Below are 25,864 nucleotides of genomic sequence, written 5' to 3' on the forward strand. Positions count from 1 at the left end.
CGGTGACCGCCTGTTGCGCTATGACTGGACTGCCGCGGGTTTGTGTGGATGCCTACGGTGCGTCTGGGCCCTGATCCGGTCTGACGGCAGTGTCGTAAGGTTGCTCTAGTGCTCAACAGAAGTGGGGCGTCGTGAGTAGTCTCAAGGAACAAACGTGTTGACAATGCTGAACGCCATAAAAAGAGTGCTGGTGGGCCGGCCCTTCAGGAACGACAGGCTCGCCCACACCCTGCTCCCCAAACGGATCGCCCTTCCGGTCTTCGCCTCCGACGCCCTGTCCTCCGTTGCGTACGCGCCGGATGAAATCCTCCTGACCCTTGCCCTCGCCGGCGTCAGTGCAGTGGCATTCTCACCGTGGGTGGGCCTCGCGGTTATGGTGGTGCTCTTGACTGTGGTGGCGTCATACCGCCAAAACGTGCACGCCTACCCGTCCGGCGGCGGCGACTACGAAATCGCCAACGAGAACCTCGGCAAGTTCGCGGGGCTTACGGTGGCCTCGGCACTCCTGGTCGACTACGTCCTGACCGTGGCCGTCTCCATGTCCTCGGCCGCCACCTACCTGACCACGGCTGTGCCTTCCCTGCACGGGCAACAGGCGCTCTTCGCCACCATCGGCGTCGTCATCCTTGCCCTGGTCAATCTCCGCGGAGTCAAGGAGGCCGGCACCCTCTTCGCCGTCCCCACATATATCTTCATGGCCTCGATCCTGGGCATGACGGCGGTGGGCATCTTCCAGGCCGCCACCGGCCAGCTGCGTGAAGCGCCCTCCGCGGGATTCACGATTGTCCCTGCCCCGGGTTTTGATGAAGGACTCGTGGGCCTTGCCGGCGCCTTCCTGCTGCTGCGGGCGTTCTCCTCCGGCGCCGCGGCGCTCACCGGCGTGGAAGCGATCAGCAACGGCGTGCCCAACTTCAAGGTGCCTAAGAGCAAGAACGCCGCCACCACCTTGCTGCTGCTTGGCCTCATCGGGGCGTCAATGCTCGCCGGCATCATCTACCTGGCCAATGCCACGAAGGTCCACATTGTGCTGGACCCGGCAACGGAGTTCCTGGTGAACGGCTTGCCGCTGCCGGAGGGCTACATCCAGAGTCCTGCCATCAGCCAGATCGCCCAGACCATCTTCGGGCCCGGGTCCGTCGCCTTCTTTATTGTGGTGGCTGCCACCGGCGTGATCCTGGTGTTTGCCTCGAACACGGCCTTCAACGGGTTTCCGGTGCTCGGCTCCATCCTGGCCCAGGACGGCTACCTGCCCCGCCAGCTGCGGACCAGGGGAGACCGGCTGGCATTCAGTAACGGTGTCCTGGCCCTGGCGGCCGGTGCGCTGGTGCTGATCATCGCCTTCAACGCCGATGTCACCAAGCTGATCCAGCTCTACATCGTGGGCGTCTTTATCTCGTTCACGCTCAGCCAGCTGGGCATGATCAGGCACTGGGGGAGGCAGCTCAAGCTCGCCAAGGACAAGACCGTCCGGCTGCGGATGGCGAAGTCGCGGACCATCAACAGCATCGGCTTTGGCATGACAGCCCTGGTGCTGGTCATCGTCCTCATCACCAAGTTCGAGCAGGGCGCCTGGATCGCGCTGCTGGCCATGTTTGTCCTGTTCCTGATCATGTGGAGCATCCGCGCACACTATGACAACGTGGCCAAGGAACTGGCCGTGGATGAGGATTCCTCTCCGCGTGCCCTGCCGTCCCGGGTCCACGCCGTCCTGCTGGTATCCCATGTGCGCAAGCCCGTGCTCCGTGCGCTGGCCTACGCCAGAGCGTCGCGGCCGTCGAGGCTTGACGCCATCACCGTGGACATCAACGCCGAGGAAACCGCCCACACCGTGGCCGACTGGGAAAAGCTGGACATCCCCGTCCCGCTGACCGTGCTGGCAAGCCCGTACCGGGAGACCATCACGCCCATCATGGAGTACGTCAAAAACATGCGGCGCGATTCCCCCCGCGACCTCATCGTGGTCTACATCCCCGAATATGTCGTGGGCAAATGGTGGGAACAACTCGTCCACAACCAGACTGCGCTGCGCATCAAGACCCGGCTGCACTTCGAACCCGGCGTGATGGTGGCCAGTGTTCCGTGGCAGCTGAAATCATCCGAAGAAGCCAAGAACCTGCAGGATATCCAATGAGCTCGCATACCCAGACCCAGTTCCCTTCCACTACCGAGGTTAAGGAACTGGTGCTCGACGTCGGCCCTGTGGCCCACGGCGGCCACTGCGTGGCCCGGCATGAGGGCAGGGTGATCTTCGTGCGGCACGCCATCCCCGGCGAAAAAGTCCGCGCCCGGCTGACCGACGCCGGTGAAGCAGCCAAATTCTGGCGCGCCGACGCGGTGGAAGTCCTCGAGGCGTCCCCGGACCGGGTGGAGCACTTCTGGCACGCGGCCGACTCCCGACGCGCCTGGACCCACGGCCACCCGCCGGTGGGCGGCGCCGAGTTCGGCCATATAGCGCTGGAACGCCAGCGAAGCCTGAAGGCCGCAGTCCTGACCGAACAGCTTCAGCGGCTCGCCGCCGTCGGCCAGTTCCCGGGCGGTGAGGTCACCGTTGAGGCGGTGGCAGGGAACAGTGCGGGGGCGGACCCAACGTACGACGCCGACACTGGCCTCGGGTGGCGGACGCGGGCCAGTTTCTCGGTCACCGCTGCCGGAAAACTGGGCATGCACGCCCACCGCTCCGACCACATCATTGCGCTGCGGGAGATGCCGCTCGCCTCTGCCGGCATCAACCGGCTGCGGCTGTGGAATATTGACCTGCAGGGGATCGAGCGCGTGGAGGTGGCCGCACCGGCCAACGGTTCACGTCCCCTGGTGCTGCTTGCCCCGGCTCCCGGGACGAAGCCAAAGCGGCTGAGCGCCATTGCCGCCCAGCTTCCGGAGGATGTCTCGGTGGCCACCTTCGATCCGCTCACGGACGACGTCCAGCAGTTGCGGGGACGCACCTGGGTGCAGGAATCCGCCGCGGGGCACGAATACCGGGTCACCGGCGCCGGCTTCTGGCAGATCCACCGCGACGCGCCCGAAGCACTTGTGGGGGCCGTCACAGGATTCCTGCACGACGGTGGCTTCCTTTCGCCCGGTTCCGTGGTGGCAGATCTCTATGCAGGCGCCGGACTTTTCACGGCGCCGTTGGCTGATGCGGTGGGCGAAACAGGCTCTGTACTGTCGGTGGAAGGCGCTCCCGGCACCAGCAAGGACGCCCGAAAGAACCTGCACGGGGCGCCGCAGGTGGAGATTGCCCAAGGGCGGGTGGAACGCATCCTCCGCCAGAAACCACGCAATTTTGATGCCCTGGTGCTGGACCCGCCACGTGCCGGTGCAGGCAAGGCCGTCGTAGGCCAGCTGATGGCCGCGAGTCCGCGGGCCATTGCCTATGTGTCGTGTGATCCTGCATCCTTCGCCCGTGACGTGGGTTACTTCCAGCAGGGAGGATGGTCGCTGGCGGGGCTGCGCGCCCTGGACTTGTACCCGCACACCCACCACCTGGAGACGGTGGCTTTACTGGTGCCGAGCCGCTGACGCCGCAGTTATTTGGACTACTATGGCCCTTAGTAGTCCCACGTCGCGCTCCGTATTCACGGGTGACCCCATGTAATTTTTGCGGGCACGCACTAATTAGGCCTGCCTAACTAGCAAGCGGTCAACCGCGCGACAAAGATGAAACTGTTGCGAGAGGAGTCCTGCGATGAGCACTGTGGACAGCTTCGGTTCAAAAGGCAAACTTAATGTAGCCGGAACCGAATACGAAATTTTCCGGTTGAACTCCGTTGAAGGTGCAGAAAACCTTCCGTTCAGCCTCAAGGTATTGCTTGAAAACCTGTTGAGGACCGAGGACGGCGCGAACATCACTGCCGATCACGTTCGTGCCTTGGCTGGCTGGGATCCTGATGCCCAGCCAGATACAGAAATCCAGTTCACGCCTGCACGGGTGATCATGCAGGACTTCACCGGTGTTCCCTGCGTGGTTGACCTGGCGACGATGCGTGAAGCGGTCAAGGAGCTCGGTGGCGACCCCAAGCGGGTCAACCCCCTCGCTCCTGCAGAGATGGTCATCGACCACTCCGTGCAGATCGATGCTTTCGGTAACTCCGGCGCACTGGAGCGCAACATGGAGATCGAATACCAGCGGAACGGCGAGCGTTACCAGTTCCTCCGCTGGGGCCAGACCGCCTTCGATGACTTCAAGGTTGTTCCCCCGGGAACCGGCATTGTGCACCAGGTCAACATCGAATACCTGGCCCGCACGGTCATGACCCGCGAGGTGGACGGTGCCCTGCGCGCCTACCCCGACACCTGCGTGGGCACTGACTCGCACACCACCATGGTCAACGGCCTGGGTGTCCTGGGCTGGGGCGTTGGCGGCATTGAAGCCGAAGCGGCCATGCTGGGCCAGCCCGTCTCGATGCTCATCCCGCGCGTCGTCGGCTTCAAGCTGACCGGGTCCATCCCGGCCGGAGCCACCGCCACCGACGTCGTGCTGACCATCACCGAGCAGCTGCGCAAGCACGGTGTTGTGGGCAAGTTCGTGGAATTCTACGGCGAGGGTGTCGCCGCGGTGCCGCTGGCCAACCGCGCCACCATCGGCAACATGAGCCCGGAATTCGGTTCCACCGCCGCAATGTTCCCGATCGACGACGTCACATTGGACTACCTGCGCCTCACCGGCCGCTCGGACGAAAACGTGGCGCTCGTGGAGTCCTACGCCAAGGAACAGGGCCTCTGGCACGATCCGTCGCGTGAGATCAAGTTCTCCGAGTACCTCGAGCTGGACCTGTCCACGGTTGTTCCCTCCATCTCCGGCCCCAAGCGTCCCCAGGACCGCATTGAGCTGACCGATGCCAAGGAGCAGTTCCGCAAGGACATCCACAACTACGTGGCCATCGAAGACGGCAGCGTGGACGAGTCCCTGGAAGAGTCCTTCCCGGCCTCGGATGCGCCATCGTTCACGCACGCTGATTCCCACACCACGGAAACCGCACGCGTGGTCTCCGCCGCGAACGGCGCCAACGGACGCCCGTCCAACCCGGTCCACATCAAGACCGAAGACGGCCGCGAGTTCGAGCTGGACCACGGAGCAGTTTCCATCGCCTCCATCACGTCCTGCACCAACACGTCCAACCCCTCCGTCATGCTTGCCGCCGCACTGCTGGCACGCAACGCCGTTGACAAGGGCCTGACGTCCAAGCCGTGGGTCAAGACCTCTGTTGCTCCCGGCTCCAAGGTCGTCACCGACTACTACGAGAAGTCCGGCCTGACCCCGTACCTGGAGAAGCTCGGCTTCTACATCGTGGGCTACGGCTGCGCCACCTGCATCGGCAACTCCGGCCCGCTGGACACCGAAATTTCCGAGGCCATCCAGGCCAACGACCTCTCGGTCACCGCGGTGCTCTCCGGCAACCGCAACTTCGAAGGCCGGATCAACCCGGACGTGAAGATGAACTACCTGGCCTCCCCGCCGCTGGTCATCGCCTACGCCCTGGCCGGTTCCATGGACTTCGACTTCGACACCGATTCCCTGGGCAAGGACGAGGCCGGCAACGACGTTTTCCTGAAGGACATCTGGCCCAACCCGGTCGAGGTCCAGCAGGTCATCGATTCCTCGATCGACAAGGACATGTTCGCCCGCGGCTACGAGGGTGTCTTCGACGGCGACGACCGCTGGAAGGCTCTCGACACCCCCGCCGGCGACACGTTCGCCTGGGACCCGAAGTCCACCTACGTCCGGAAGCCCCCGTACTTCGAGGGCATGAAGGCCCAGCCGGAGCCCGTCCAGGACATCTCCGGTGCACGCGTGCTGCTGAAGCTGGGCGATTCGGTCACTACTGACCACATCTCCCCGGCCGGCTCCTTCAAGTCGGACACCCCGGCCGGCCAGTACCTCCTGGCCAACGGTGTGGAGCGCAAGGACTTCAACTCCTACGGTTCGCGCCGGGGAAACCACGAAGTCATGATCCGCGGCACGTTCGCGAACATCCGCATCAAGAACCAGATCCTGGACGGCGTCGAGGGTGGTTTCACCCGCGACTTCACCCAGGCTGACGGCCCGCAGGCCTACGTCTACGACGCCGCCCAGAACTACCAGGCAGCCGGCATCCCGCTGGTGGTCCTGGCAGGCAAGGAGTACGGCTCCGGTTCCTCCCGTGACTGGGCAGCCAAGGGCACCGCGCTCCTGGGCGTCAAGGCAGTCATCGCCGAAAGCTACGAGCGCATCCACCGCTCCAACCTGATCGGCATGGGCGTCCTGCCCCTGCAGTACCCGGCCGGAGAAAGCGCAGCAACCCTGGGCCTGACCGGCACTGAGGTTTTTGCGGTGGAAGGCGTCACCGGGCTAAACGAGGGCTTCACGCCCAAGACCCTTAAGGTGACCGCCACCGCTGAGGACGGCACCGCCAAGTCCTTCGATGCCGTCCTGCGCATTGATACCCCGGGCGAAGCCGACTACTACCGCAACGGCGGCATCCTGCAGTACGTCCTGCGTCAGATTTCCGCCAACTAGCGGCTTTCTGTACTCAGGCAAACACCCTGACGAAGCCCCGGCCGGTCACCGACCAGCCGGGGCTTCGGCTTTGGATTTGAGCCGAGGCGTTAGAGTTAACAGGCACGTCTACCACCTGAAGGAGGGGTCATTGGGACTCTTGGACGCCATCCGGAATCCGCAGGACCTGAACGAGTTGTCCGAAAAGCAGCTGGCGGAACTCGCCGGTGAGATCAGGAGTTTCCTGATCACGAACGTCTCCCAGACCGGTGGACACCTTGGACCCAACCTTGGGGTGGTTGAGCTGACGCTGGCCGTGCACCGCATCTTTGACTCGCCGCGGGACAGTATCGTTTTCGATACCGGCCACCAGTCCTACGTGCACAAGCTCCTCACCGGACGCCAGGACTTCAGCACACTCCGTCAGGAAGGCGGCCTGTCAGGCTACCCGTCCCGGGCCGAATCCGAGCACGACATCGTCGAAAGCTCACACGCTTCCTCGTCCCTGTCCTGGGCGGACGGTATCTCCCGGGCCCGGCAGCTCACCGGGGAAGGCGACCGGTACACCGTCGCGGTGGTAGGCGACGGTGCCCTGACCGGCGGCATGGCCTGGGAAGCCATCAACAACATCGCGGCCGATAAACGCCGCCGCGTGGTGATCGTGGTCAACGACAACGGCCGCTCCTATGCGCCCACCGTCGGCGGCTTCGCCGACTACCTGGCATCGCTGCGTCCCACCATCGACTCCTTCCGCGCCGCCCCCGCCTATGAGGGGACCCTGGACTGGTGGAAAAAGAAGCTCCAGAACAGCGGCCCCGTGGGGCAGTTCACCTACAAGAGCCTGCATGCCATGAAAAAGGGCATCAAGGACTGGTGGGCGCCCCAAGGCATGTTCGAGGACCTCGGCATGAAATACATCGGCCCCGTGGACGGGCACAACCTCCAGGCCATGGAGCACGCCCTGTCCACAGCCAAGAACTACGCGGGCCCGGTCATTGTCCACGCCATGACCGAAAAGGGCCACGGCTACGCTCCCGCCCGCGCCCATGAGGCGGACCAGTTCCACGCCGTCGGCATCATCGACCCCGAGACGGGCGAGCCCACGGGCAGTGCCGGCGCCCAGTCCTGGACCTCCGTCTTCGCTGACGAGATCGCCGAAATTTCCGATGAGCGGCCTGACATCGTGGGCCTCACCGGCGCCATGCTGATCCCCGTGGGCCTGCACAAATTTGCCGCCAGGCATCCCGACCGCGTGATCGACGTCGGAATTGCCGAACAGCACGCCTTGACCTCCGCCGCCGGCATGGCCTTCGGCGGGCTCCACCCGGTGGTGGCCGTCTACGCCACGTTCCTGAACCGCGCGTTCGACCAACTGCTGATGGACGTCGCCCTGCATAAGGCCGGCGTCACCATCGTGTTGGACCGGGCAGGCGTCACCGGGCCCGACGGCGCAAGCCACCACGGCATGTGGGACATGGCCATGGTCCAGATTGTGCCGGGACTGCACCTCGCAGCCCCGCGCGACGCCTCCCGTCTGCGGGAGGAACTCCGCGAGGCTGTAGCCATCAGTGACGCCCCCACCGTGGTGCGCTTCTCCAAGGGCACCGTGGGCGCCGAAGTCGAAGCCATCGAAAGGCTAAGCGACGGCGTGGATGTCCTGGCCCGACGTCCGTCCGGTTCCACTGAAAACGACGTCCTGATCGTCAGCGTCGGGGCCATGTCCGAACTTGCCCTGGACGTTTCCAACCGCCTCGGCGCGCAGGGAATCAGCACCACCGTGGTGGACCCGCGCTGGGTGCTGCCGGTCCGCCGTTCCATCATCGCGCTGGCCTCCCATCACCGTCTGGTCATCTGCATTGAGGACGGCGTCCGCGCAGGCGGAGTGGGGTCGCGGATCAGGCAGGAAATGCGCGCCGCCGGGGTGGACACTGCCCTGAACGAGGTTGGCCTGCCCGTGGAGTTCCTTGACCACGGCACCAGGAGCCAGGTCCTGGAGCGCGTCGGGCTGACCGCCCAGCAAATAACGCACGACGTCGTCGCGCAGGTTTTGGGCACCAAGGTTCCGTTTGCGCGTCCCCTCCCGGGCCAGCAACACCCCACCACCGGCAGCCTTCCGATTCTGTGAGGGAAGAAGACGCACTGAAGTACCCGGGGGCAACCGGTGAAAGCGGACCGGCGATACATAGCAGCACCACACGCGTTCCGGGCCCGCTGCAGCCCGGCCAATTAGTGGTGGCCCGGAACCGCAAATGGAACGGCAAGGCCCACTGGGCGGTCCCGGGCCGCTATCTGGGTGAGGACCGGCACGGCTGGTGGATTTTCCAGGGAACCAACGAATTCTGCTCCCGGCCCGGCGCCGCGTTCTACACCCGGTCCGATGCAGTGCTGCTGGTGCCGCGCTCCGGCGACTGGGTGGCCACGTTCTATGACGACGCCCACCCCAACGGGGTCCGTGTCTACGTTGACCTCGCCGTTGCCCACGAGTGGACGGACATCCGGCCCGCCGTCACCGAGTTCCATGTGATCGACATGGATTTGGATGTCATCCGCATGGCGGGCCGCGGCGTCTTTATCGATGACCAGGACGAGTTCGCCGAGCACCGCATCGCCATGAATTACCCGGACCGGCTGGTGGATGACATCCAGGCCGCCGCGGATGAGCTTTACCAGGCCGTCAAGGCACAGCACGCACCGTTCGACGGAACAGATGTCGAATGGTTCACGAAGGGACGGTCATGAGCGGAATCATCAGGGTCTACAAACGGGACGATGAGGGAGTGCTGCACTTCCGCGAAGGCTGGTTCGACGAGGACTACAGCCAGTTCGTGATGAACTATGGCGTTGTGGGCCACCAGAGCAAGACCGAAGAAACCGACGTCGCCGACGCCGCCGCGGCGGAGGGCCTGATGGATGCGTTTGCCGTGCAGTGCGCGGAGGACGGCTACGCCGAAATCCCCGACGAGGAGCAGTTTTGGGTGGTAGCCCAGTTCGCCCTGAAGACCAAGGAGGGCACCGACCGCGACCGCTACCTTGAGGAGAAGGCGAAGGATGCCCTCATCAGCCACCTGGCGTGGCGCGGGCTGGGCACGGTGGAACGCTCGGAATTCAGCGACTACAAGCTGAACATCTTCTGCCTTTGCCCCGACGTAAACAAAGCCGTCAACGCGATCAAGGTCTGCAGCCGCGGCGAGGATTTGGACTTCACCAAGCTCAGCATTGGCGCCGCACCCTTCACTGATCCGGACAGCTTCAAGCTCAAGCACTCGGCGAAGCCAGCCAACAGCTTCAGCCTCTAGGACGGAAGTCGATGACTGAATACCGCCGCCTCGGAAACTCCGGCCTCACCGTTTCTGTTGTGGGCCTGGGCTGCAATAACCTGGGCCGGGCCCATACGGCCACCGAGTCCCAGGAGGCCACTGACGCCGTCGTCCACGCCGCCCTCGACGCCGGTGTGACTCTCTTCGACGTGGCGGACACCTACGGGCGCGAGCCCGGCCTCAGCGAGACCATGCTGGGCAAGGCTCTGGCCGGGCGGCGGGACGAAGCCGTGGTGGCCACCAAGTTCGGGATGGACATTCACGGGGCCAATGGCCGCGATTTCGGCGCCCGCGGCTCCCGCAGCTACATCATCCGCGCGGCGGAGGCATCGCTCCGGCGGCTGGGCACCGACTGGATCGACCTGTACCAGTTCCACACTCCGGACCCGCTGACGCCGATCGAAGAAACCCTCTCGGCGCTCGATGACCTGGTGACGAGTGGGAAAGTGCGGTACATCGGGCACTCAAACCGCGCCGGCTGGCAGATCGCCGAAGCTGAGTTCGTCGCACGTACCGCCGGGGGTGCCCGGTTCATCTCCACCCAGAACCACTACAACCTCCTGGACCGGCGGGCGGAGCTGGAAGTCACCCCCGCAGCCGAGGCGTATGGCCTTGGCGTCCTGCCTTACTTCCCGTTGGCCAACGGGCTCCTTACCGGAAAATACTCGCCGGACACGGCGCCGGAAGGCACCCGGCTCAGCCATACCCGGACCCATCTGGTGCACGACGCCGACTGGGGCCAGCTCACACGGTTCAGCGCCTTCGCCGAACAGCGTGGCCTGTCGGAGGTTCAGGTGGCCTTCTCCTGGCTCGCGGCCCAGCCGTCGGTCAGCAGCGTGATCGCGGGGGCCACCAGGCCCGAACAGGTCCGCCAGAACGCGGAGGCCGTGGCCTGGGTGCCGACCCCGGCGGACCTTGCGGAACTGGATGACATCTTCCCCAAAGTCCCCAAAGTGGCACTCTTCTAGGAAACGGCATGAGGGAACGACGCCGATGACCAGGCTGCTGCTGGATGTGGATACCGGGATAGACGACGCCTTGGCACTGGCGTACCTGGCCTCGCTGCCGGAAGTGGAGTTCGTGGCTGTGACTGCGACCCCCGGAAACGCGGGCCTGCGCCAAGTGGCCTTGAACACGCTGGCCATGCTGGAGTTGTGCGGGCGTCCTGGGGTTGAGGTCGCCGTTGGCGCCGAAGTTCCGCTTTCCGTCCCCCTCGTGACCACCCCGGAGACCCACGGACCCCAAGGTCTTGGACACGCCGTGTTGCCACCGCCGTCCGGGTCAGTGTCCGCTCGGCACGCCGCCGATGTCTGGGTGGAAGCAGCACGCGCCCGCCCGGGGGAGCTGACGGCGCTGATTACGGCGCCGCTGACGAATTTCGCCCTGGCCATCCGACGTGAACCGCGGTTGCCGGAATTGCTGAAACGGGTGGTGATCATGGGCGGAAGTTTCTACCACCAGGGAAACACCACGCCCACGGCAGAGTGGAACACCCATGTGGACCCGCATGCGGCCAAGGAAGTCTATGCGGCGTTCCGCGGGCTGCCGGAGGACCGGCTCCCCATTGTCTGCTCGCTGGACACCACGGAGCGGATCGAGATGCGGCCCGAGCACATAAGGCGGCTTTCCGCGGCGGCGGGCTGCGCCGTGGAGGAACTTGTGCTTCCCGAGCAGCCCGAGGGGCTCCGGAGCACGTCCGAGAACCCGCTGGTGCGGCACCTGTCCGATGCGTTGCGGTTCTACTTTGAGTTCCACCGGCACTATGACCAGGGGTACCTGGCGCATGTCCACGACTTCTTCGCCGCAGGCGTGGCAGCCTGCACGCTGGAGTACAGCACCCGGACGGCAACCGTCGACGTCGAGGTCGAGTCCACCTTGTTGATGGGGACCACCGTGGCGGACTACCGCAAGCTGTGGGGACATCCGCCCAACGCCCGGGTGGTGTCCGGGAACAACCCTGAACAGGCCTTCCAGGAACTCATCCGGTCCGTCGGCGCCCTCGCAGCCCGGCTGTACGAACGGTAAGTCCGGCAGTGACCTGTCAGTCCTACAGCGGAGCGTCGTCAGGCAGATCCACGTCCAGGGCCAGCAAGGCGTTCTCCACCACCTCGGTCAAAGCCGGGTGGATCCAGTAGGGGCCGCGCGCCAGCGTATGGACCGGCACGTCCGTGGCCATCGCCTGGACCAGTGGCTGGATGAGGATGGAGGCTTCGCGGCCCATGATGTGGGCTCCGAGCAGGCGTCCGGTGGACTTCTCGGCGACGAGCTTGACCACCCCTTCCTCGTCCTCCATGGCCCAGCCGTAGGCGGTGGAGCCGTAGTCCTGGACCGCCGTAACAATCTCCGTCCCTGGCGCTGCCTGCGAGCGGGCGTCATCTTCGGTCAGGCCGACGGAAGCCACCTGTGGGTTGGAGAACACGGCAAACGGCACTGCCGTGTAGTCGATGGGCCGGAGCCGGTCCGGGTGTTCGAGGTTGTTCGCCACCACCCGGGCTTCGCGGTTGGCGACGTGCTTGAGCTGGTAGCTGTTCGCGATGTCGCCCAGGGCGTACACGCCGTCCACAGGCTGCCCGTTGGAGAGGACCCTGAGGTGGCGGTCCACGGACAGAGTGCGGTCCCCGTCCAGGTCAAAGCCGGCAGCCTCCACGCCCAGCCGGTCCGTGTTAGGCACCCGCCCCGTGGCCATCAGGACGATATCCGCCCGGATGCGTAGCGGCGTGCCATCATCATCGGAGAAAACGACCGTAACCGAGCCGTCGCCGTTGTCCTCCACAGCCTGGAGCGCGTATCCAAGCTCCAGCCGCCAGCGGCTGGCGGCTGCGGCTGCGAAACGCCCGGCGATCTCCCGGTCGTTGCCGCGAAGCAGTCTGCCGGAACGGTTTACCTGGGTGACGTCGGCGCCGAAGCCATGGAACACCGCGGCAAACTCCGCCGCGATGTAGCCGCCGCCCACAACCACCACTCTCCCCGGCAGGCCGTCAATGCGCATGACGGTATCGGAGGTATGTACCTGCGGCAGGCCGATCCCCGGAACTTCGGGCAGGACGGCCCGGGAACCGGCGGCCACTACTACCCGGTCCGCGGTGAGTTCCACGCCTGAATCGGTGACGAGCGTCCTGGGACCCGTGAACCGAGCGTGGTCCTGGTACAGGTCCACATTGTCGAGTTCATCCGCCCGGTACCGCCGGCCGGACTCGGAAATCGAATCGATCCGGCCAAAAATCCTGTCCCGCACATCATTCCAGTGCACCTTATCCAGGCTCAGGTCCACACCGAGGCGGCCCGCTTCCGAGGGCGTGGCGGCAAGCCCGGCCGGGTAGACAAACATCTTGGTGGGGATGCAGCCGACGTTCAGGCACGTACCGCCGAACACGCCGCCGTCGATCATCGCTACCCTCCTGCCGTCCCAGAACGGAGTAATCAGCGAATTTCCGGATCCCGAACCGATGATGGCCAGGTCGTAGTGGGGCATGCATCCGCCTTTCGTGAGGTCCTCCGCAGGACGGGGGGGTGGGGTGGTGGAGTGGGCCTTTCCGTGAGTCTATGGCAGAGCTGGGCCGACGTCGGAACGCCGGCCTGCCGGAAATCGGCCGAAAACGGCCGGATAGCTGCGAGGTACCAGCCGGTAGACTGGATGGCGGACCGGCCGGCACCCAAACGCGCCGGTTGCCGCCGAGGTGACATAGGCGGCGTTCCGCATTGCCCGGGCTTTCCGGGCTTCCCAGCCTGAACCTTCGAAGGAACGCCATGTCATCGCCCTCCCTTACGCTGGAATCCCCAACCCCGGCCGCCGCCCGGAAACGCCGGTTGCTGGAAATCCTCGGTGCACTGGCCATCGCAGGCACCTACATCTACCTTGTGCTCAACCAGCCCGCGGACATCACTGGCGGACCGGGCAGCGCTTCGGCGCTGATCGCGCTCTCCGGGTTCCTTGCTGGCGCCATCCTGCTGATTGTTGCCGTCCTGCCCACGCTGCCCGTCTCCACGCTGGTACTGATTCCCGTTGCGCTGGTGCTGAACATTGTGCTGGGCCAGTTTGTAGGCAGCACACTGGTGCCGTTCTATCTTGACGCCATCGGCACGGTCCTCATCGCGGTCCTGGCTGGACCGGCAGCCGGAGCCGCCACAGGCGCGCTGAGCAGTATCGTCTGGTCCTTCTTCAATCCGACTGTCCTCCCGTTTGCTGCCGGCGCCGCCCTGATCGGCTGCCTGGCAGGCCTTGCCGCCCGGTATGGACTGTTCCGCCGCTTTTACCTGGCACCGGTGGCCGGTTTCCTGACCGGGATCATCGGGGGTGTTGTCTCCGCGCCCATTGCCGCCTTTGTCTTCGGCGGCACGTCGGGGCTGGCGACCGGCGCCATCGTGAGCGCCTTCCGCTCTATGGGGGACACGCTCCTGGCCGCCATTACCAAGCAGGCCCTGATCTCGGATCCCATGGACAAGGCCATCGTCTTCACCCTGGTGGCCATCCTGGTGTATGCCCTGCCACGCCGTACACGCCTGCAGTTCCCCTTCGTGACGCGCCACCGCGTGTTGGCGGGCCACGGAACCGGCCGGCCCGCCAGAGAGACCGCCGGCGCACCTACGGACCAGGCCGCCTGACCCTCCCCTGATGCGACTCCATCCGTTTACATCGCTGGCCGCCGCCGGCAGCACGGCAGTGATGACGACGGCGGCAGCGAGCCTGCCGCTGTCCCTCGCCGTGATTGCCGCAGCAGTGTGCTTGTCGGTCGCCGCGGGAGTGGAACGCCGGATGGCGGCCGCTGCTGCGGGAATTCTGGTTCCCCTCGTGTTGTCGCTCTTCATCCTGCATGGACTGTTCTTTCCCGAAGGCGCTGCCGTCCTGGCGCAATGGGGACCGGCGCGGGTCACCGTGGAAGGGCTGCAGTTTGCCCTCGACCGGGCTACCCAGCTCTCCGCGTCAGTGCTCGTGCTGCTGTTGTGCTCCTTTACCATCAGCGTTCCGGACTTGGTCGCCGCATTGTCCGCCCGGGGCGTTCATGCCCGTTTCGCGTTTGTGCTGGCCTCCACCCTGACCCTGCTGCCGGCCATCACCACGCGGCTGGGCAGGATCAGGCATGCCCAGGAGGCCCGCGGCCTCGTGATCACAGGGGGCGTTTTCCGGCGAATGACAGCTTTCCGGTGGCAGGCAGTGCCGCTGGTCCTGTCATTGGTGGACGAGGCCGGCACCCGGGCGGCTGCCCTGGAAGCCCGTGGCTTCGGCGGACCCGGGCCGCGCACCAGTTACCGTGAGGTGCCCGATCCGCCGTTCCAGCGCCGGCTGCGCCTGGTCCTCCTGCTCGCGGCCGCTGCGGCAACAGTGGTCCGCCTCGGGCAGTCATGGGTGGGTTCTTGAGGATGGCGGAAAGCTCCACCCCCGTACTGGCTGCGGGGATAGAAACATTCATTTATCCCGGCGATACGGAACCCGTCCTCGCCAGTGTGGACCTTTCCCTCGGTGCAGGCACACTGACGGCAGTGCTGGGCGGCTCCGGCAGCGGCAAATCAACACTGGGACGCCTGATTGCCGGGTGGCTGCTTCCCGGCAATGGCGGGAGCCTGACGGGATTCCTCGACCTTGGCGGTACGAGGCTGCAGTTCACGGGAGAAGCTGATCCACGAATCAACCCCGGTACGTGGGGCCGCGTGGTGGGCTTCGTGCCGCAGGACGCCGTGGCGGCCCTCTCCAGCGTCCGCGCAACGGTTGCCGAAGAGTTGGCCTTCGGGTTGGAAAACGTGGGAATGGATCGGGCCGGAATGGCCGCCGCCGTTGGGCGCACGGCGTCAAGGGTCGGCCTGGACCACCTGCTGGACAAGGACCCGGCAAGGCTTTCCGGCGGCGAACTGCGCCGCCTGGCCATCGGATGCGCCGTCATTTCCGGGCCTGCCGTGCTGGTGATGGACGAGCCGTTCGCTTCCCTTGACCGGGAAGGAGCCGAACGCTTGGCGCTCCTGGTGCGGAACCTTGTGAAGGACGGCACCGCCGTCGTGGTCCTGAGCCAGAGGGTGGACGATTTGCTGCTCGACGCCGACACCTGGGTGCTGCTCAGCGGAGGTACGGTGGCGATAACGGGCACGCCCGCCCAAGTCGCCGGCTCCGGAGAGTTGGCAACGGCCGGCGTAGTGAGCCCGCGACCGGGCACGGGGGCCAGTGTCCTGCCGGTCCCGGAAGAACTGGGAAACGGTGCTCCTGGCCTTGATGCACGTGTCGCTGGTGCCACCGTTCTCAGTGCCTCTGCCCTTGGAGCAATGGTGCCCCGCCCGCCCGCGGTCGAACTGCGTGGCGTCTCGTTCAGCTACCGCCAACAACGCCGGCGCTGGCTCAAAACAGAGCCGGACCCCGCCGCGGCAGTGGTCCTTCAGAACCTCAACATGGAAGTACGCGCCGGCGAGATCGTTGCTGTCACCGGAGCGAACGGTGCCGGAAAGTCCACACTGCTGCGGCACCTCAACGGCCTGCTCCAGCCCACGGCCGGGACGGTCCTGGTCAAGGGGCAGGACATCGCCGGGCACCCAACGGGAAGGGTGTCCGGCGACGTCGGGCTCCTCTTCCAGCAGCCCCGGGACCAGCTGTTCGCGCGCACCGTGGAACGGGAAGTCCGCTTCGGCATGGAACGGTGGCCGGTCCGCCGGAAACCAGGCCGCCGGCCAGTCTTTAGATGGGCGGCCGCGCAGGGAGCTGCCGGGAGGCACTGCCATGACCCGGCAACCGAGCGGGCCGTCTCTGAGGCCCTCGCCGCCGTCGGCCTGGATCACCTCGCCGGCCGGCATCCGGCAGAACTTCCCGCGTCCCACCAGCGCCTGCTGGCCCTGGCCACCGTGCTGGCCAGGCGCCCGTCTGTCCTTGCCCTGGACGAACCGACCGTAGCCCTGGACGGCCATGGACTGGCGGTCCTGGACCGCGTGGTCCGGTGTGCCGCCGCGGAGGGCGCCGCCGTCGTGCTGGTCACACACGACCTCGAGTACGCGCGGTCCCTTGCGCATCGGCTGGTGCACCTGGAGTCCGGCCGCGCGCTGACCTCCCAGTGATCCCGGGCCAGATCCCGGTTCCCTGACGCCTTGGCCGGTTCCGGACGGGCAGGCTACGCGCTTGCTGGCGCCGCGGAACGGGATGCGGTGCCCGGTGCGAGGAACCGCTTGCCGTTCACCCGCTCGGAGGCGCCAACCCGGTCCAGGTACGGGGTGATGCCGCCCAGGAACATGGGCCAGCCCGCGCCGAGGATCATGCAGAGGTCGATGTCCTCCGGACCTGCCACCACGCCTTCTTCCAGCATCAGGCCGATTTCCTCGGCCAGGGCATCCTGGACCCGGTGCAGCACCTCGTCTCCGTTGGACGGCGAGGTACCGAACGACATCAGCGACAGGGTGGAGTCCGGGATTTCCTGCGTTCCGTCGGCCGCGGGGGCCCACAGCGACTTCACGCCGTTGTCGATCAGCTTCTTCAGGTTTGCGGACACCGGAAAGCGGTCGCCGAAAGCGGCGTGCAGGGACTCCTGGACGTGCTGCGCCACCGGCAGGCCCACCATGGCGCCCAAGGTGAACGGCGTCATCGGCAGGCCCATAGGCCGCAGGGCGTTGTCGGCAACCTCTGCCGGGGTGCCCTCGTCAAAGGCGGCCGTCACTTCGCCCATCAGCCGCAGCAGGATCCGGTTGACCACAAAGGCGGGGGCGTCCTTGACCAGCACAGCCGTCTTCTTCAAGCCCTTGGCGAGCTCGAAGGCGGTGGCCAGCACGGCGTCGTCTGTCCTGGGAGCCCGTACGATCTCCAGCAGCGGCATAACAGCCACCGGGTTGAAGAAATGGAATCCTACGAGCCGCTCCGGGTGTTCAAGATCAGCAGCCATGTCAGTCACGGACAATGACGACGTATTGGTGGCCAGGATGCAGTCAGGCGAGACGATCGCCTCCACCTCGGCGAACACCTGCTTCTTGACGTTCAGCTCTTCGAAGACGGCCTCGATCACAAAGTCGGCGTCAGCAAAGGTGTCCTTGGAAACGGAGCCCGACACCAGCGCCTTAGTGCGGTTCGCGGCGTCCGGGCTGATCCGCTTTTTGCCGAGAAGTTTATCCACCTCGGCATGGACATAACCAACACCCTTATCCACGCGGGCCTGGTCGATGTCGGTCATCACCACCGGAACCTTAAGCTGGCGCGCAAACAGGAGCGCCAGTTGGCTTGCCATGAGGCCTGCCCCCACCACGCCGATCTTCGTGACCGGGCGTGCCAGCTTCCGGTCCGGGGCACCTGCCGGGCGCTTGGAACGCTTCTGGACCAGGTCCAGGAAGGCGTACACGGTGGCGCGGAATTCGTCGGTCTGCATCAGCACGGCAAGGGTTTGGCATTCCAGCTCCGCGGACGCCGCCTGCGTCATAGTGCGGTTGGCTTCCAGGATGTCCAGGACCTTGGCCGGTGCCGGGGAGGCGTTGGAGGTCTTAGCCTCCACGAACGCCCTGCCGGCCTTAACGGCTGCGGCCCAGCGTTCGGCAACTTTGGGATCGGAAGGGTCGACGGCGTTCGGCCGCTCCGGGACCACCTCACCTGTGATGACCTTGGCTGCCCATGCTAGGGACTGCTCCAGGAAGTCCGCCGGTTCGAAGAGGGCGTCGGCGATGCCGAGCCGGAAAGCGTCCGGCCCGGTGAGGGTCCGGTTGTTGCTGAGCGGGTTCTCGATCATCACCTTGACGGCGTTCTCGGGCCCGGTGAGCCGCGGCAGGATGTAGACGCCGCCCCAGCCGGGAACCAGGCCGAGCACAGCTTCAGGAAGCGCCAGCGCCCCCGCGCCGGTGGACACGGTGCGGTAGGTGGACTGCAGGGCGATCTCCAGGCCGCCGCCAAGGGCCACACCATTGATGAACGCGAAGCTGGGGACGCCGAGGTTGGCGAGGGTGGCGTAGACGTCGTGTCCAAGCTGGGCCATCCACAGGCCATGCTCCCGGTTCTCCAAAGATTTCACGGCGGAAAGGTCCGCCCCGGCAACAAGGAAGTACGGCTTGCCGGTCACGCCCACGCCTACAATCTCGCCCCGGGCGGCCCGCTCCTTTAGTCCCTCCAGGACTGTCCCGAGTTCCACCAGTGTGTTGGGCCCAAGGGTGGTGGGTTTGGAGTGGTCCAGGCCGTTGTCCAACGTGATCAGGGCAAACGTCCCGGGGCTGGACGTGCCGGGGGCAGCTGGCAGTTCGATGTCCCGGACGTAGGAGTGCGTCACGGTTTCGTCGGGGAAGAGTTGGGCAAGCGTGGTGAAATCGGCGGCGCTCATGCTGCGGCTCCTTCGGTAGTGGCGTCGGTCTGCTGCGGGGCTGCGGTTCCGCTGTATTGGGCGTGGTGCGGGTTTTCCCAGATGACCGTGGCGCCCATGCCCAGGCCGATGCACATGGTGGTGATGCCGTAGCGCACGGTGGGGTCCTCCTGGAACTGCCGTGCGAGCTGGTTCATCAGCCGCACGCCGGAGGAGGCCAGCGGGTGGCCCACCGCAATGGCGCCGCCGTACCGGTTGACGCGGGGGTCGTCGTCGGAGATCCCGAAATGGTCCAGGAAGCTCAGGACCTGCACGGCGAAAGCCTCGTTGATTTCGAAGAGTCCGATGTCATCGATGGTGAGCCCGGCGTTCTTCAGGGCCTTCTCGGTGGCGGGGACGGGTCCGATGCCCATGACTTCGGGTTCGACGCCTGCATACGCGTAGCTGACCAGGCGCATCTTGACGGGCAGCCCAAGCTCTGCGGCAGCTTCGGAAGAAGCCAGGAGCGCGGCCGTGGCGCCATCATTCAGGCCTGCTGCGTTGCCTGCCGTGACCCGGCCGTGGGCCCGGAAAGGCGTGCGCAGGGCGGCCAGGTCCTCGAGCGTGGTGCCTGGCCGGGGTGGCTCATCAACGCTGTTCAGGGTCCAGCCTTCGCCCGGCTTGAGGGTTGCCACCGGCACCAGGTCGGGCTGGATCTGGCCCTTGCTGTACGCGGCGGCGAGTTTGTCCTGCGAGGCAACGGCGTAAGCGTCAGTGCGGCCTTTGGTGATGGCGGGAAAGCGGTCGTGCAGGTTCTCGGCGGTGTTGCCCATGTTCAGGGCGGCGGGATCAACGAGCCGCTCGGACATAAAGCGGGGGTTGGGATCGGCACCTGAGCCCATCGGGTGGTTGCCCATATGCTCCACGCCGCCGGCGATCACGACGTCGTAGGCACCGAAGCCGATGCCGCTGGCGGTGGTGGTCACGGCAGTCATGGCGCCAGCGCACATGCGGTCGATGGCGAACCCGGGGACCGTGCGGGGGAGGCCGGCCAGGAGCGCCGCGGTGCGTCCCAAGGTAAGGCCCTGGTCACCGGTCTGCGTGGTGGCGGCAACGGCAACTTCATCTACCCGCTCCGATGGCAGGGACGGATTGCGGCGGAGAAGTTCGCGGATGCATTTGACCATCAGGTCATCCGCGCGGGTTCCAGCGTAGATTCCTTTGTCGCCGGCCCGGCCGAAGGGTGTGCGGACGCCGTCAACAAAGACGACGTCGCGGACAGTGCGCGGATTTCCGCTGCTTCCGTGGTGGCTCACGTATAACTCCTCATCGAGACGTTGGCGCCGGTCAGTGGCCAAGGGGCAGCACTGGTCCGAACGGCAGTGGACACTATGTTACTCGCCAGTAACTTAGTGTGCAAGGCTCACTGAGGGGAAGTTACCCGGCGGCCGCGGCTGCCTTCGGCTCCTTCGGTTCTTTGGGCTCCTTGGGCGGCAAGGGTTGGGGATTGCGGAAAGCCGCCGTGATCAGTGGGGCAACCAGCCCGATCTGCCATTCACGGGCGCCCAGGTCGCGGAGTTCCGTGGATACCGATTCTTCGGTGATATCTGCGGGAGGCCGCCAGGCGATCCGGCGCAGGTAGTCCGGTGTCAGGAGGTTTTCCAGCGGAAGGTTAGTTTGTTCCGCCTTCTGCTGCAGCAGTGGCCGTGCCGTGGCCAGCCGGGCGGCAGCCTCCGGATCCCGATCGGCCCAGACGCGAGGCGGCGGCGGGGCGTTGGTGGGCAGGTGCAGCGGGGGGAGGTCCGTCAGGTCACGGGCAGCCGCGATGCAGCGGAGCCAGCGCGGAGCCTCGCGTTGGGCGGCCCTTCCGTGGAAGCCCTTGGTTCCGAGCAGTTGGGGAACGGTGGAAGGCATGGCTTTCGCGGCCGCCACCAGGGCGGAATCGGGAATGAGCCTGCCCGGCGCCACATCGCGTTTCTGCGCCAGCGAATCGCGCTCCAGCCACAGTTCCCGGACCGCGGCGAGTTGGCGCCGGTCACGGACCTGGTGCAGGCCGGAGGTCTTGCGCCACGGGTCAACCCGCGGCGGAGCTACGCCGGCAGCCAGGATGGCCGCGAATTCCTGCTCCGCGAATTCGAGCTTTCCGTCGGCCTCCAGCAGTTCGATGAGCTCCTCACGCAGTTCGGTGAGCACCTCCACGTCCAGTGCCGCGTAGCGCAGCCAAGGTTCAGGCAGGGGGCGGGTGGACCAGTCGGCGGCGGAATGTTCCTTGGCCAGGCCGAAGCCCAGCAGCTGCTCGATCACCGCAGCGAGCCCAACGCGCTGGAGGCCCGCGAGCCGCGCGGCAAGCTCGGTGTCAAAGAGCTTGTCCGGCCACATACCCAGCTCGGAGAGGCACGGCAGGTCCTGGCTGGCTGCGTGCAGGATCCATTCCACCCCGTGGAGGGCATCATTAATGATGTCCAGGTTCTCGAAGGGCTCAGGATCGATGAGCCAGGTGCCGGAGCCTTCGCGGCGGATCTGGACCAGGAAGGCGCGCTGGCCGTACCGGAAGCCGGAGGCGCGCTCGGCATCCACCCCGGCGGGTCCGGTGCCGGCCGCGATGGCGGCGGCGCACCGCTCCAGCCCGGACTGCGTTTCGATGACCAAGGGCACGCCGTCGCGCGGAGCATCAAGGTCGATGACAACGGGGATGGAGCTGTCGAAGCCGTCCACGGTGATGTGGGGAGTAGTGTCAGCAGCCGGAGCGCCGGCTGTGGTGTTATCCGGAATGTGAGGGGTCATGGTGCCTTCAGTTTACCGACAAGGTGGTCCAGGGCCGGACTAGTTCCGGCGCCGGTTCGGCAGCGCCGAGACCCCGTCCGGCAGCGGCGGTAATCCCGCAAACGTGCAGACCATGTCCGACCACGCCTCCAGGTGGGCCGTGACGTCAGATGAGGCAGGTGTCCAGGATGCTCGCAGTTCGATGTCGATTGACCCTGGCCTGTCGGCGAGGGTGCCGAAGCTCTCCGAAAGGACACGGGTGGCGGTGGGGCCGGCGGCACGGTAGGGAGCCTTGTGGTTTTCCAAGGCCTCCACGAGCCAGGTCCAGGCAACGGTGCCCAGCATTTCGTCGTTGCCCATCTCCGGCTCCAGCTGCGCACGGATGTAGGTCACGATCCGGAACTCTCCGTCCCAGACGGCGGAGCCGTCGGGATCGTGCAGCAGGATGAACCGGCCGGTGGCAAGCTCGGTGTCCTCCTGATCTTCCGTCCCGGCAGCGGCGGCGAGTGCCATCGCCGCAGGGCCGTGGAGTGGTGCGGTGGTGCCGGCGGTTCCGGAGGCCATAACCTCCGCACCCAGCGCCACAGCGAAGGGCGCCAGGCGTGCCGGTGCCGGAATCTCCGCCAGGCGCAGTTCGCTGCGGCATTGTGCTTTCCTGAGGGTTCCCAAGGCGTGGAGAAACTCCGGGGGAACCTGGGCGAGTGCGTTCACCTTCGCAGGTTACGCAACAGCCGGGGACAGGCAGTGCAGGCTCGCCGTCGGCCACCTTTTGCTACGTGGCGGCATTGCCTGCGTTGTAGGCGGCCAGCTCTTGGCGGATTGCGGCCACAAAATCATCAACGTCCTCCTCGCTTGTATCGAAAGAACACATCCACCGGACTTCCCGGGCTGCTTCGTTCCAGTCGTAGAAACGGAAGGATTCCCGAAGCCTGTCCGCTACGCCCTCCGGGAGGACGGCGAACACTCCGTTGGATTCAGTCTTCTGGGTTGGTTGAACCCCCTCGATCTTGTCCACCGCCGCACGCAGGCGGGTGGCCATCGCGTTGGCGTGGGATGCCGAACGGAGCCAGAGGCCATCCTCCAGGAGTGCGATGAACTGGGCGGACATGAACCGCATCTTCGATGCCAGCTGCATGTTCATCTTGCGCAGGTAGACCAGGCCGTGGGCGGCCTCCGGGTTCAGGGCCACTACCACTTCACCAAAAAGCAGCCCGTTCTTGGTGCCGCCGAAGGACAGGATGTCCACGCCGGCGTCGCGCGTGAATGCCCTCAACGGCACCTGCAGGTGTGCCGCGGCGTTGGCAAGCCTTGCCCCGTCCATGTGGAGCTTCATGCCCCGTGCGTGGGCGTGGTCGGCGATGGCCCGGACTTCAGCGGGCGTGTAGCACGTGCCCAGTTCGGTGGTCTGGGTGATGGAGACGGCCAATGGCTGGGCGCGGTGCTCGTCGCCCCAGCCCCACGCCTCGCGGTCGATCAGCTCCGGCGTCAGTTTTCCGTCCGGGGTGGGGACGTGCAGGAGCTTGATCCCGCCAATCCGTTCGGGAGCGCCGTTTTCATCCATGTTGATGTGGGCGGTGGAGGCGCAGATGACGGCGCCCCAGCGGGGCAGCAGGGACTGCAGCGACAGCACGTTGGCGCCCGTCCCGTTGAAGACCGGAAAGCTTTCGATGCCAGCGCCGAAATGGTCCTCCAGCAGTCCGTGGAGCCGCGCGGTGTAGTCGTCCTCGCCGTAGGAGACCTGGTGGCCGTCGTTGGCGGCCGCGAGGGCGGCAAGGACCTCGGGATGGACGCCCGAGTAATTGTCCGACGCGAAGCCGCGCACGGACGGGTCATGCAGGCGGCCGGCGGTACGCGCGCCGGAATCGGCTGTGGTTGTCATCGCTTTGTTCACGCTTTCAGTCTAGGGAGGTCAGGTGGCCAGCAGGAGCCTGCGGCCGTTCAGTTCGTGTGCCGGCCGGCTGAACAGGCCAACGACGGCGGCAGCCAGGTCTTCGACGTCGGTGGCCCCGGGGAACTTCCGTTCCGGATGCTGCAGGCGGAGGTCCGCATCAACGAGTGTCTTGACGACAAGTACGACGGCGGCACTCCAGGGGGCAGCGCCCTGCCCTTCAGCGCTGGAGGCGGCGCGGCTGAAGCCTTCTGCCATGGCCATGGTCCAGGTTTCGGCGGCGGCTTTCGCTGCCACGTAACTGGCTGTGGCCGCCGTCGGATTGTCCACGGCCGTGGAGGAGACCATGGCAAACCTGCCTGTTCCGGAGCCGGCAAGGTCGTCGTAGAAGACCCTGGACACATTGCGGAGCGTGGTGATGGCGCCTCGCTCCAGGAAGTCCCAGTCGGCGTCGCTCTGGTCTGCAATGCCCTTCGCGCCGCGCCAGCCGCCCACCAGGTGGATGACGGCGTCCATTCGCCCGACGGTTTCCGCGACGGAATCCCGGAGGCTCTGGACAGCCGCGAGGTCGGCGAGATCGCACACGAGTGGGGTGACGCCGTCGCCCGCCCGACCTGCTGCCGCTTCGATGCGGGCCCGGTCCGAGCCAACGGTGAAGACCCGCTGGCCGGCACGGTGGAGTGCGCCGGCCACGGCGATGCCGGACGCGCCGCTGCCGCCGGTGACCAGCACGTTCAGTGTCGCTTCACTGTCCGGGATATTCGCCTTCATCGCATCGGCTGCACTCACAGCGCGGAACTGCCAGTGATGCCGGCGGTGGATTCGATGACCGGGCGCATCTTCTTCTCCAGTGCCTCGTAGAACATGGACAGCGGGAATTCGTCATCCAGCACCTGGTCCGTGAGGCCGCGGGGCGCTCCGGCGAGGGGGAGGGCGTCCGGTCCCTTCGCCCAGACGGACGCCGGGTGCGGGGTGACCGTACCGGAGATCAGCTGGTACGCGGCGAGCCAGTGGGCCATTTTAGGCCGGTCGATGGAGCGCCAGTACAGCTCATCGATCCTGGCCCCGAGGGCGATGACCGCTTCCGCCACTTGGTCCCAGTCGATGCTGAGCCTGCTGTCCGTCCAGTGGAGGACGTGGTGCTGGTGCAGCCAGGCGAACAGCAGCTGGCCGCCCAGTCCGTCGTAGTTGCGGACCCTGCTGCCGGTGATGGCGAAACGGAAGATCCGGTCGAAGATGATGGCGTACTGGACCAGCTTCGCGTGGCGGCGGGCTTCAGGGCCGGCGTCCTCGTCCTTTTCAATCCGGACCGATTCACGGAAAGCCGTGAGGTCGCAGCGGAGCTCCTCGAGGGAGTAGAGGAAAAACGGCATGCGCTGCTTGATCATGAAGGGGTCAAAGGGCAGGTCTCCGCGCATGTGGGTCCGGTCGTGGATCAGGTCCCACATCACGAAAGTCGCCTCGGTCAGCTCCTGGTCCTCAAGGAGTTCCGCGGCGCCGGCCGGCAGTTCAAGGCGCGTGATCTCGGCAGCAGCCCGCAGGACACGGCGGAACCGGGCGGCCTCGCGGTCGGCAAAGATGGCGCCCCACGTGAACGTAGGCGTCTCGCGGACGGCCACCGTCTCCGGGAAGAGGACCGCCGAGTTGGTGTTGTACCCGGGCGTGAAGTCCAGGAAGCGGATGGGCACAAAGAGCCGGTTGGAATAGTCGCCGGCTTCCAGGGCCGCGATGAACTCCGGCCAGATGACTTCGATCAGCACCGCCTCCACGAGACGGCTGCTGCTGCCGTTCTGGGTGTACATGGGGAAGACCACCAGGTGCTGGAGGCCGTCCTGGCGCTGCTCCTGCGGCTGGAACGACAGCAGCGATGCCAGGAAGTCCGGAACGCCGAAACCGGCGTCGGCCCAGGCCCGGAAGTCGGCGGTGACTGCCGCGAGATAGTCGGCGTCGTGGGGGAACCGGGGCACCAGTTCCTCAATGGATTCAACGATCGCTGCGACGTGGACGGCGGCTGCTGCGTGCCCGTCCTGGTCCGGGATGGATCCGTCCTGGGCCTGGAGCAGTTGGAGCGAGGTGGCGGCAGCCTTGAGCCGGAGCCAGCCGGGATTGTCGGCGGAAATTCTCGCGGGGGCCATGATCGTGGTTTCAGTCATCGGAGGCAGCCTTTCTGGTTGCTTGGGCATCTACGGTGAGCGTAGCAAGCAAC

At 66.0% G+C, this 25,864-nt stretch carries 19 protein-coding genes; 11 read left to right on the plus strand and 8 right to left on the minus strand.

From position 1 onward, the window contains the following. Positions 1-163: 163 nt before the first annotated feature. From ACLKOZ_RS14700 to ACLKOZ_RS14735, 8 genes are all read left to right on the plus strand, one after another. A complete protein-coding gene (locus ACLKOZ_RS14700) occupies positions 164-2,131 on the plus strand; it encodes an APC family permease (RefSeq protein ID WP_436476112.1) in 1,968 nt (655 codons plus the stop codon). Further along, positions 2,128-3,519 carry a class I SAM-dependent RNA methyltransferase gene (locus tag ACLKOZ_RS14705; protein WP_436476009.1) on the plus strand — a complete coding sequence of 464 codons (1,392 nt, stop codon included), beginning with the start codon at positions 2,128-2,130 and terminating at the stop codon, positions 3,517-3,519. Before ACLKOZ_RS14700 ends, ACLKOZ_RS14705 begins: the two co-directional genes overlap by 4 nt. Positions 3,520-3,685: 166 nt before the next feature. Continuing rightward, positions 3,686-6,496 carry an aconitate hydratase AcnA gene (acnA, locus tag ACLKOZ_RS14710; RefSeq protein WP_436476011.1) on the plus strand — a complete coding sequence of 937 codons (2,811 nt, stop codon included), beginning with the start codon at positions 3,686-3,688 and terminating at the stop codon, positions 6,494-6,496. Positions 6,497-6,626: 130 nt separating this feature from the next. Beyond that, positions 6,627-8,600, plus strand: coding sequence for a 1-deoxy-D-xylulose-5-phosphate synthase (dxs, locus tag ACLKOZ_RS14715; RefSeq protein ID WP_436476013.1), 1,974 nt, complete (start codon positions 6,627-6,629; stop codon positions 8,598-8,600). After that, positions 8,597-9,214: a DUF402 domain-containing protein gene (locus tag ACLKOZ_RS14720; protein ID WP_436476015.1), complete on the plus strand. Its 618-nt coding sequence runs from the start codon at positions 8,597-8,599 to the stop codon at positions 9,212-9,214. The genes dxs and ACLKOZ_RS14720 overlap by 4 nt, the downstream gene beginning before the upstream one ends. Next, a complete protein-coding gene (locus tag ACLKOZ_RS14725) occupies positions 9,211-9,771 on the plus strand; it encodes a hypothetical protein (protein WP_337347814.1) in 561 nt (186 codons plus the stop codon). The genes ACLKOZ_RS14720 and ACLKOZ_RS14725 overlap by 4 nt, the downstream gene beginning before the upstream one ends. A gap of 11 nt (positions 9,772-9,782) precedes the next feature. Beyond that, entirely contained in the window at positions 9,783-10,760 is a 978-nt protein-coding gene (locus ACLKOZ_RS14730) for an aldo/keto reductase (RefSeq protein WP_436476017.1), read from the plus strand. A 25-nt stretch (positions 10,761-10,785) separates the two neighbouring features. After that, positions 10,786-11,817, plus strand: coding sequence for a nucleoside hydrolase (locus ACLKOZ_RS14735; protein WP_436476019.1), 1,032 nt, complete (start codon positions 10,786-10,788; stop codon positions 11,815-11,817). 22 nt (positions 11,818-11,839) lie between these two features. Here the strand turns inward: ACLKOZ_RS14735 and ACLKOZ_RS14740 are convergent, their stop codons facing one another. Further along, positions 11,840-13,264 (minus strand): mycothione reductase, encoded by a 1,425-nt coding sequence (locus ACLKOZ_RS14740; RefSeq protein ID WP_436476021.1) that lies wholly within the window; start codon positions 13,262-13,264, stop codon positions 11,840-11,842. 275 nt (positions 13,265-13,539) lie between these two features. Between ACLKOZ_RS14740 and ACLKOZ_RS14745 the strand changes: the two genes are divergently transcribed. From ACLKOZ_RS14745 to ACLKOZ_RS14755, 3 genes are read left to right on the plus strand one after another with little or no spacing between them, the layout of a single operon-like run. After that, entirely contained in the window at positions 13,540-14,394 is an 855-nt protein-coding gene (locus tag ACLKOZ_RS14745) for an ECF transporter S component (protein WP_436476023.1), read from the plus strand. A gap of 10 nt (positions 14,395-14,404) precedes the next feature. Then, positions 14,405-15,148, plus strand: a complete 744-nt coding sequence (locus ACLKOZ_RS14750) for an energy-coupling factor transporter transmembrane component T (RefSeq protein ID WP_436476025.1) — start codon at positions 14,405-14,407, stop codon at positions 15,146-15,148. Between the two features lie 2 nt (positions 15,149-15,150). Next, entirely contained in the window at positions 15,151-16,821 is a 1,671-nt protein-coding gene (locus tag ACLKOZ_RS14755; RefSeq protein ID WP_436476027.1) for an ABC transporter ATP-binding protein, read from the plus strand. A 53-nt stretch (positions 16,822-16,874) separates the two neighbouring features. Here ACLKOZ_RS14755 and ACLKOZ_RS14760 read toward each other — a convergent pair whose 3' ends face one another. From ACLKOZ_RS14760 to ACLKOZ_RS14790, 7 genes are all read right to left on the minus strand, one after another. Further along, positions 16,875-19,049 (minus strand): 3-hydroxyacyl-CoA dehydrogenase NAD-binding domain-containing protein, encoded by a 2,175-nt coding sequence (locus tag ACLKOZ_RS14760; protein WP_436476029.1) that lies wholly within the window; start codon positions 19,047-19,049, stop codon positions 16,875-16,877. Further along, the gene (locus ACLKOZ_RS14765) at positions 19,046-20,323 is read right to left on the minus strand and encodes a thiolase family protein (RefSeq protein ID WP_337351430.1); all 1,278 of its coding nucleotides are present in this window, start codon (positions 20,321-20,323) and stop codon (positions 19,046-19,048) included. Before ACLKOZ_RS14765 ends, ACLKOZ_RS14760 begins: the two co-directional genes overlap by 4 nt. 121 nt (positions 20,324-20,444) lie before the next feature. After that, the gene (locus ACLKOZ_RS14770; protein ID WP_436476031.1) at positions 20,445-21,791 is read right to left on the minus strand and encodes an HRDC domain-containing protein; all 1,347 of its coding nucleotides are present in this window, start codon (positions 21,789-21,791) and stop codon (positions 20,445-20,447) included. A gap of 39 nt (positions 21,792-21,830) precedes the next feature. Continuing rightward, positions 21,831-22,481 (minus strand): DUF3000 domain-containing protein, encoded by a 651-nt coding sequence (locus tag ACLKOZ_RS14775; RefSeq protein WP_436476033.1) that lies wholly within the window; start codon positions 22,479-22,481, stop codon positions 21,831-21,833. Between the two features lie 61 nt (positions 22,482-22,542). Beyond that, positions 22,543-23,649: a threonine aldolase family protein gene (locus tag ACLKOZ_RS14780; RefSeq protein ID WP_337347860.1), complete on the minus strand. Its 1,107-nt coding sequence runs from the start codon at positions 23,647-23,649 to the stop codon at positions 22,543-22,545. Positions 23,650-23,679: 30 nt separating this feature from the next. Further along, on the minus strand, positions 23,680-24,429 hold the full coding sequence (locus ACLKOZ_RS14785; RefSeq protein WP_436476115.1) for an SDR family oxidoreductase: 750 nt from the start codon (positions 24,427-24,429) through the stop codon (positions 23,680-23,682). A 14-nt stretch (positions 24,430-24,443) separates the two neighbouring features. After that, positions 24,444-25,811, minus strand: coding sequence for a DUF6421 family protein (locus ACLKOZ_RS14790; protein ID WP_436476035.1), 1,368 nt, complete (start codon positions 25,809-25,811; stop codon positions 24,444-24,446). Positions 25,812-25,864 lie beyond the last annotated feature (53 nt).

Origin of the sequence: Arthrobacter sp. R4 (genome assembly GCF_051365025.1) — a bacterium.
In the GTDB taxonomy this organism is placed as follows: Bacteria; Actinomycetota; Actinomycetes; order Actinomycetales; family Micrococcaceae; genus Arthrobacter.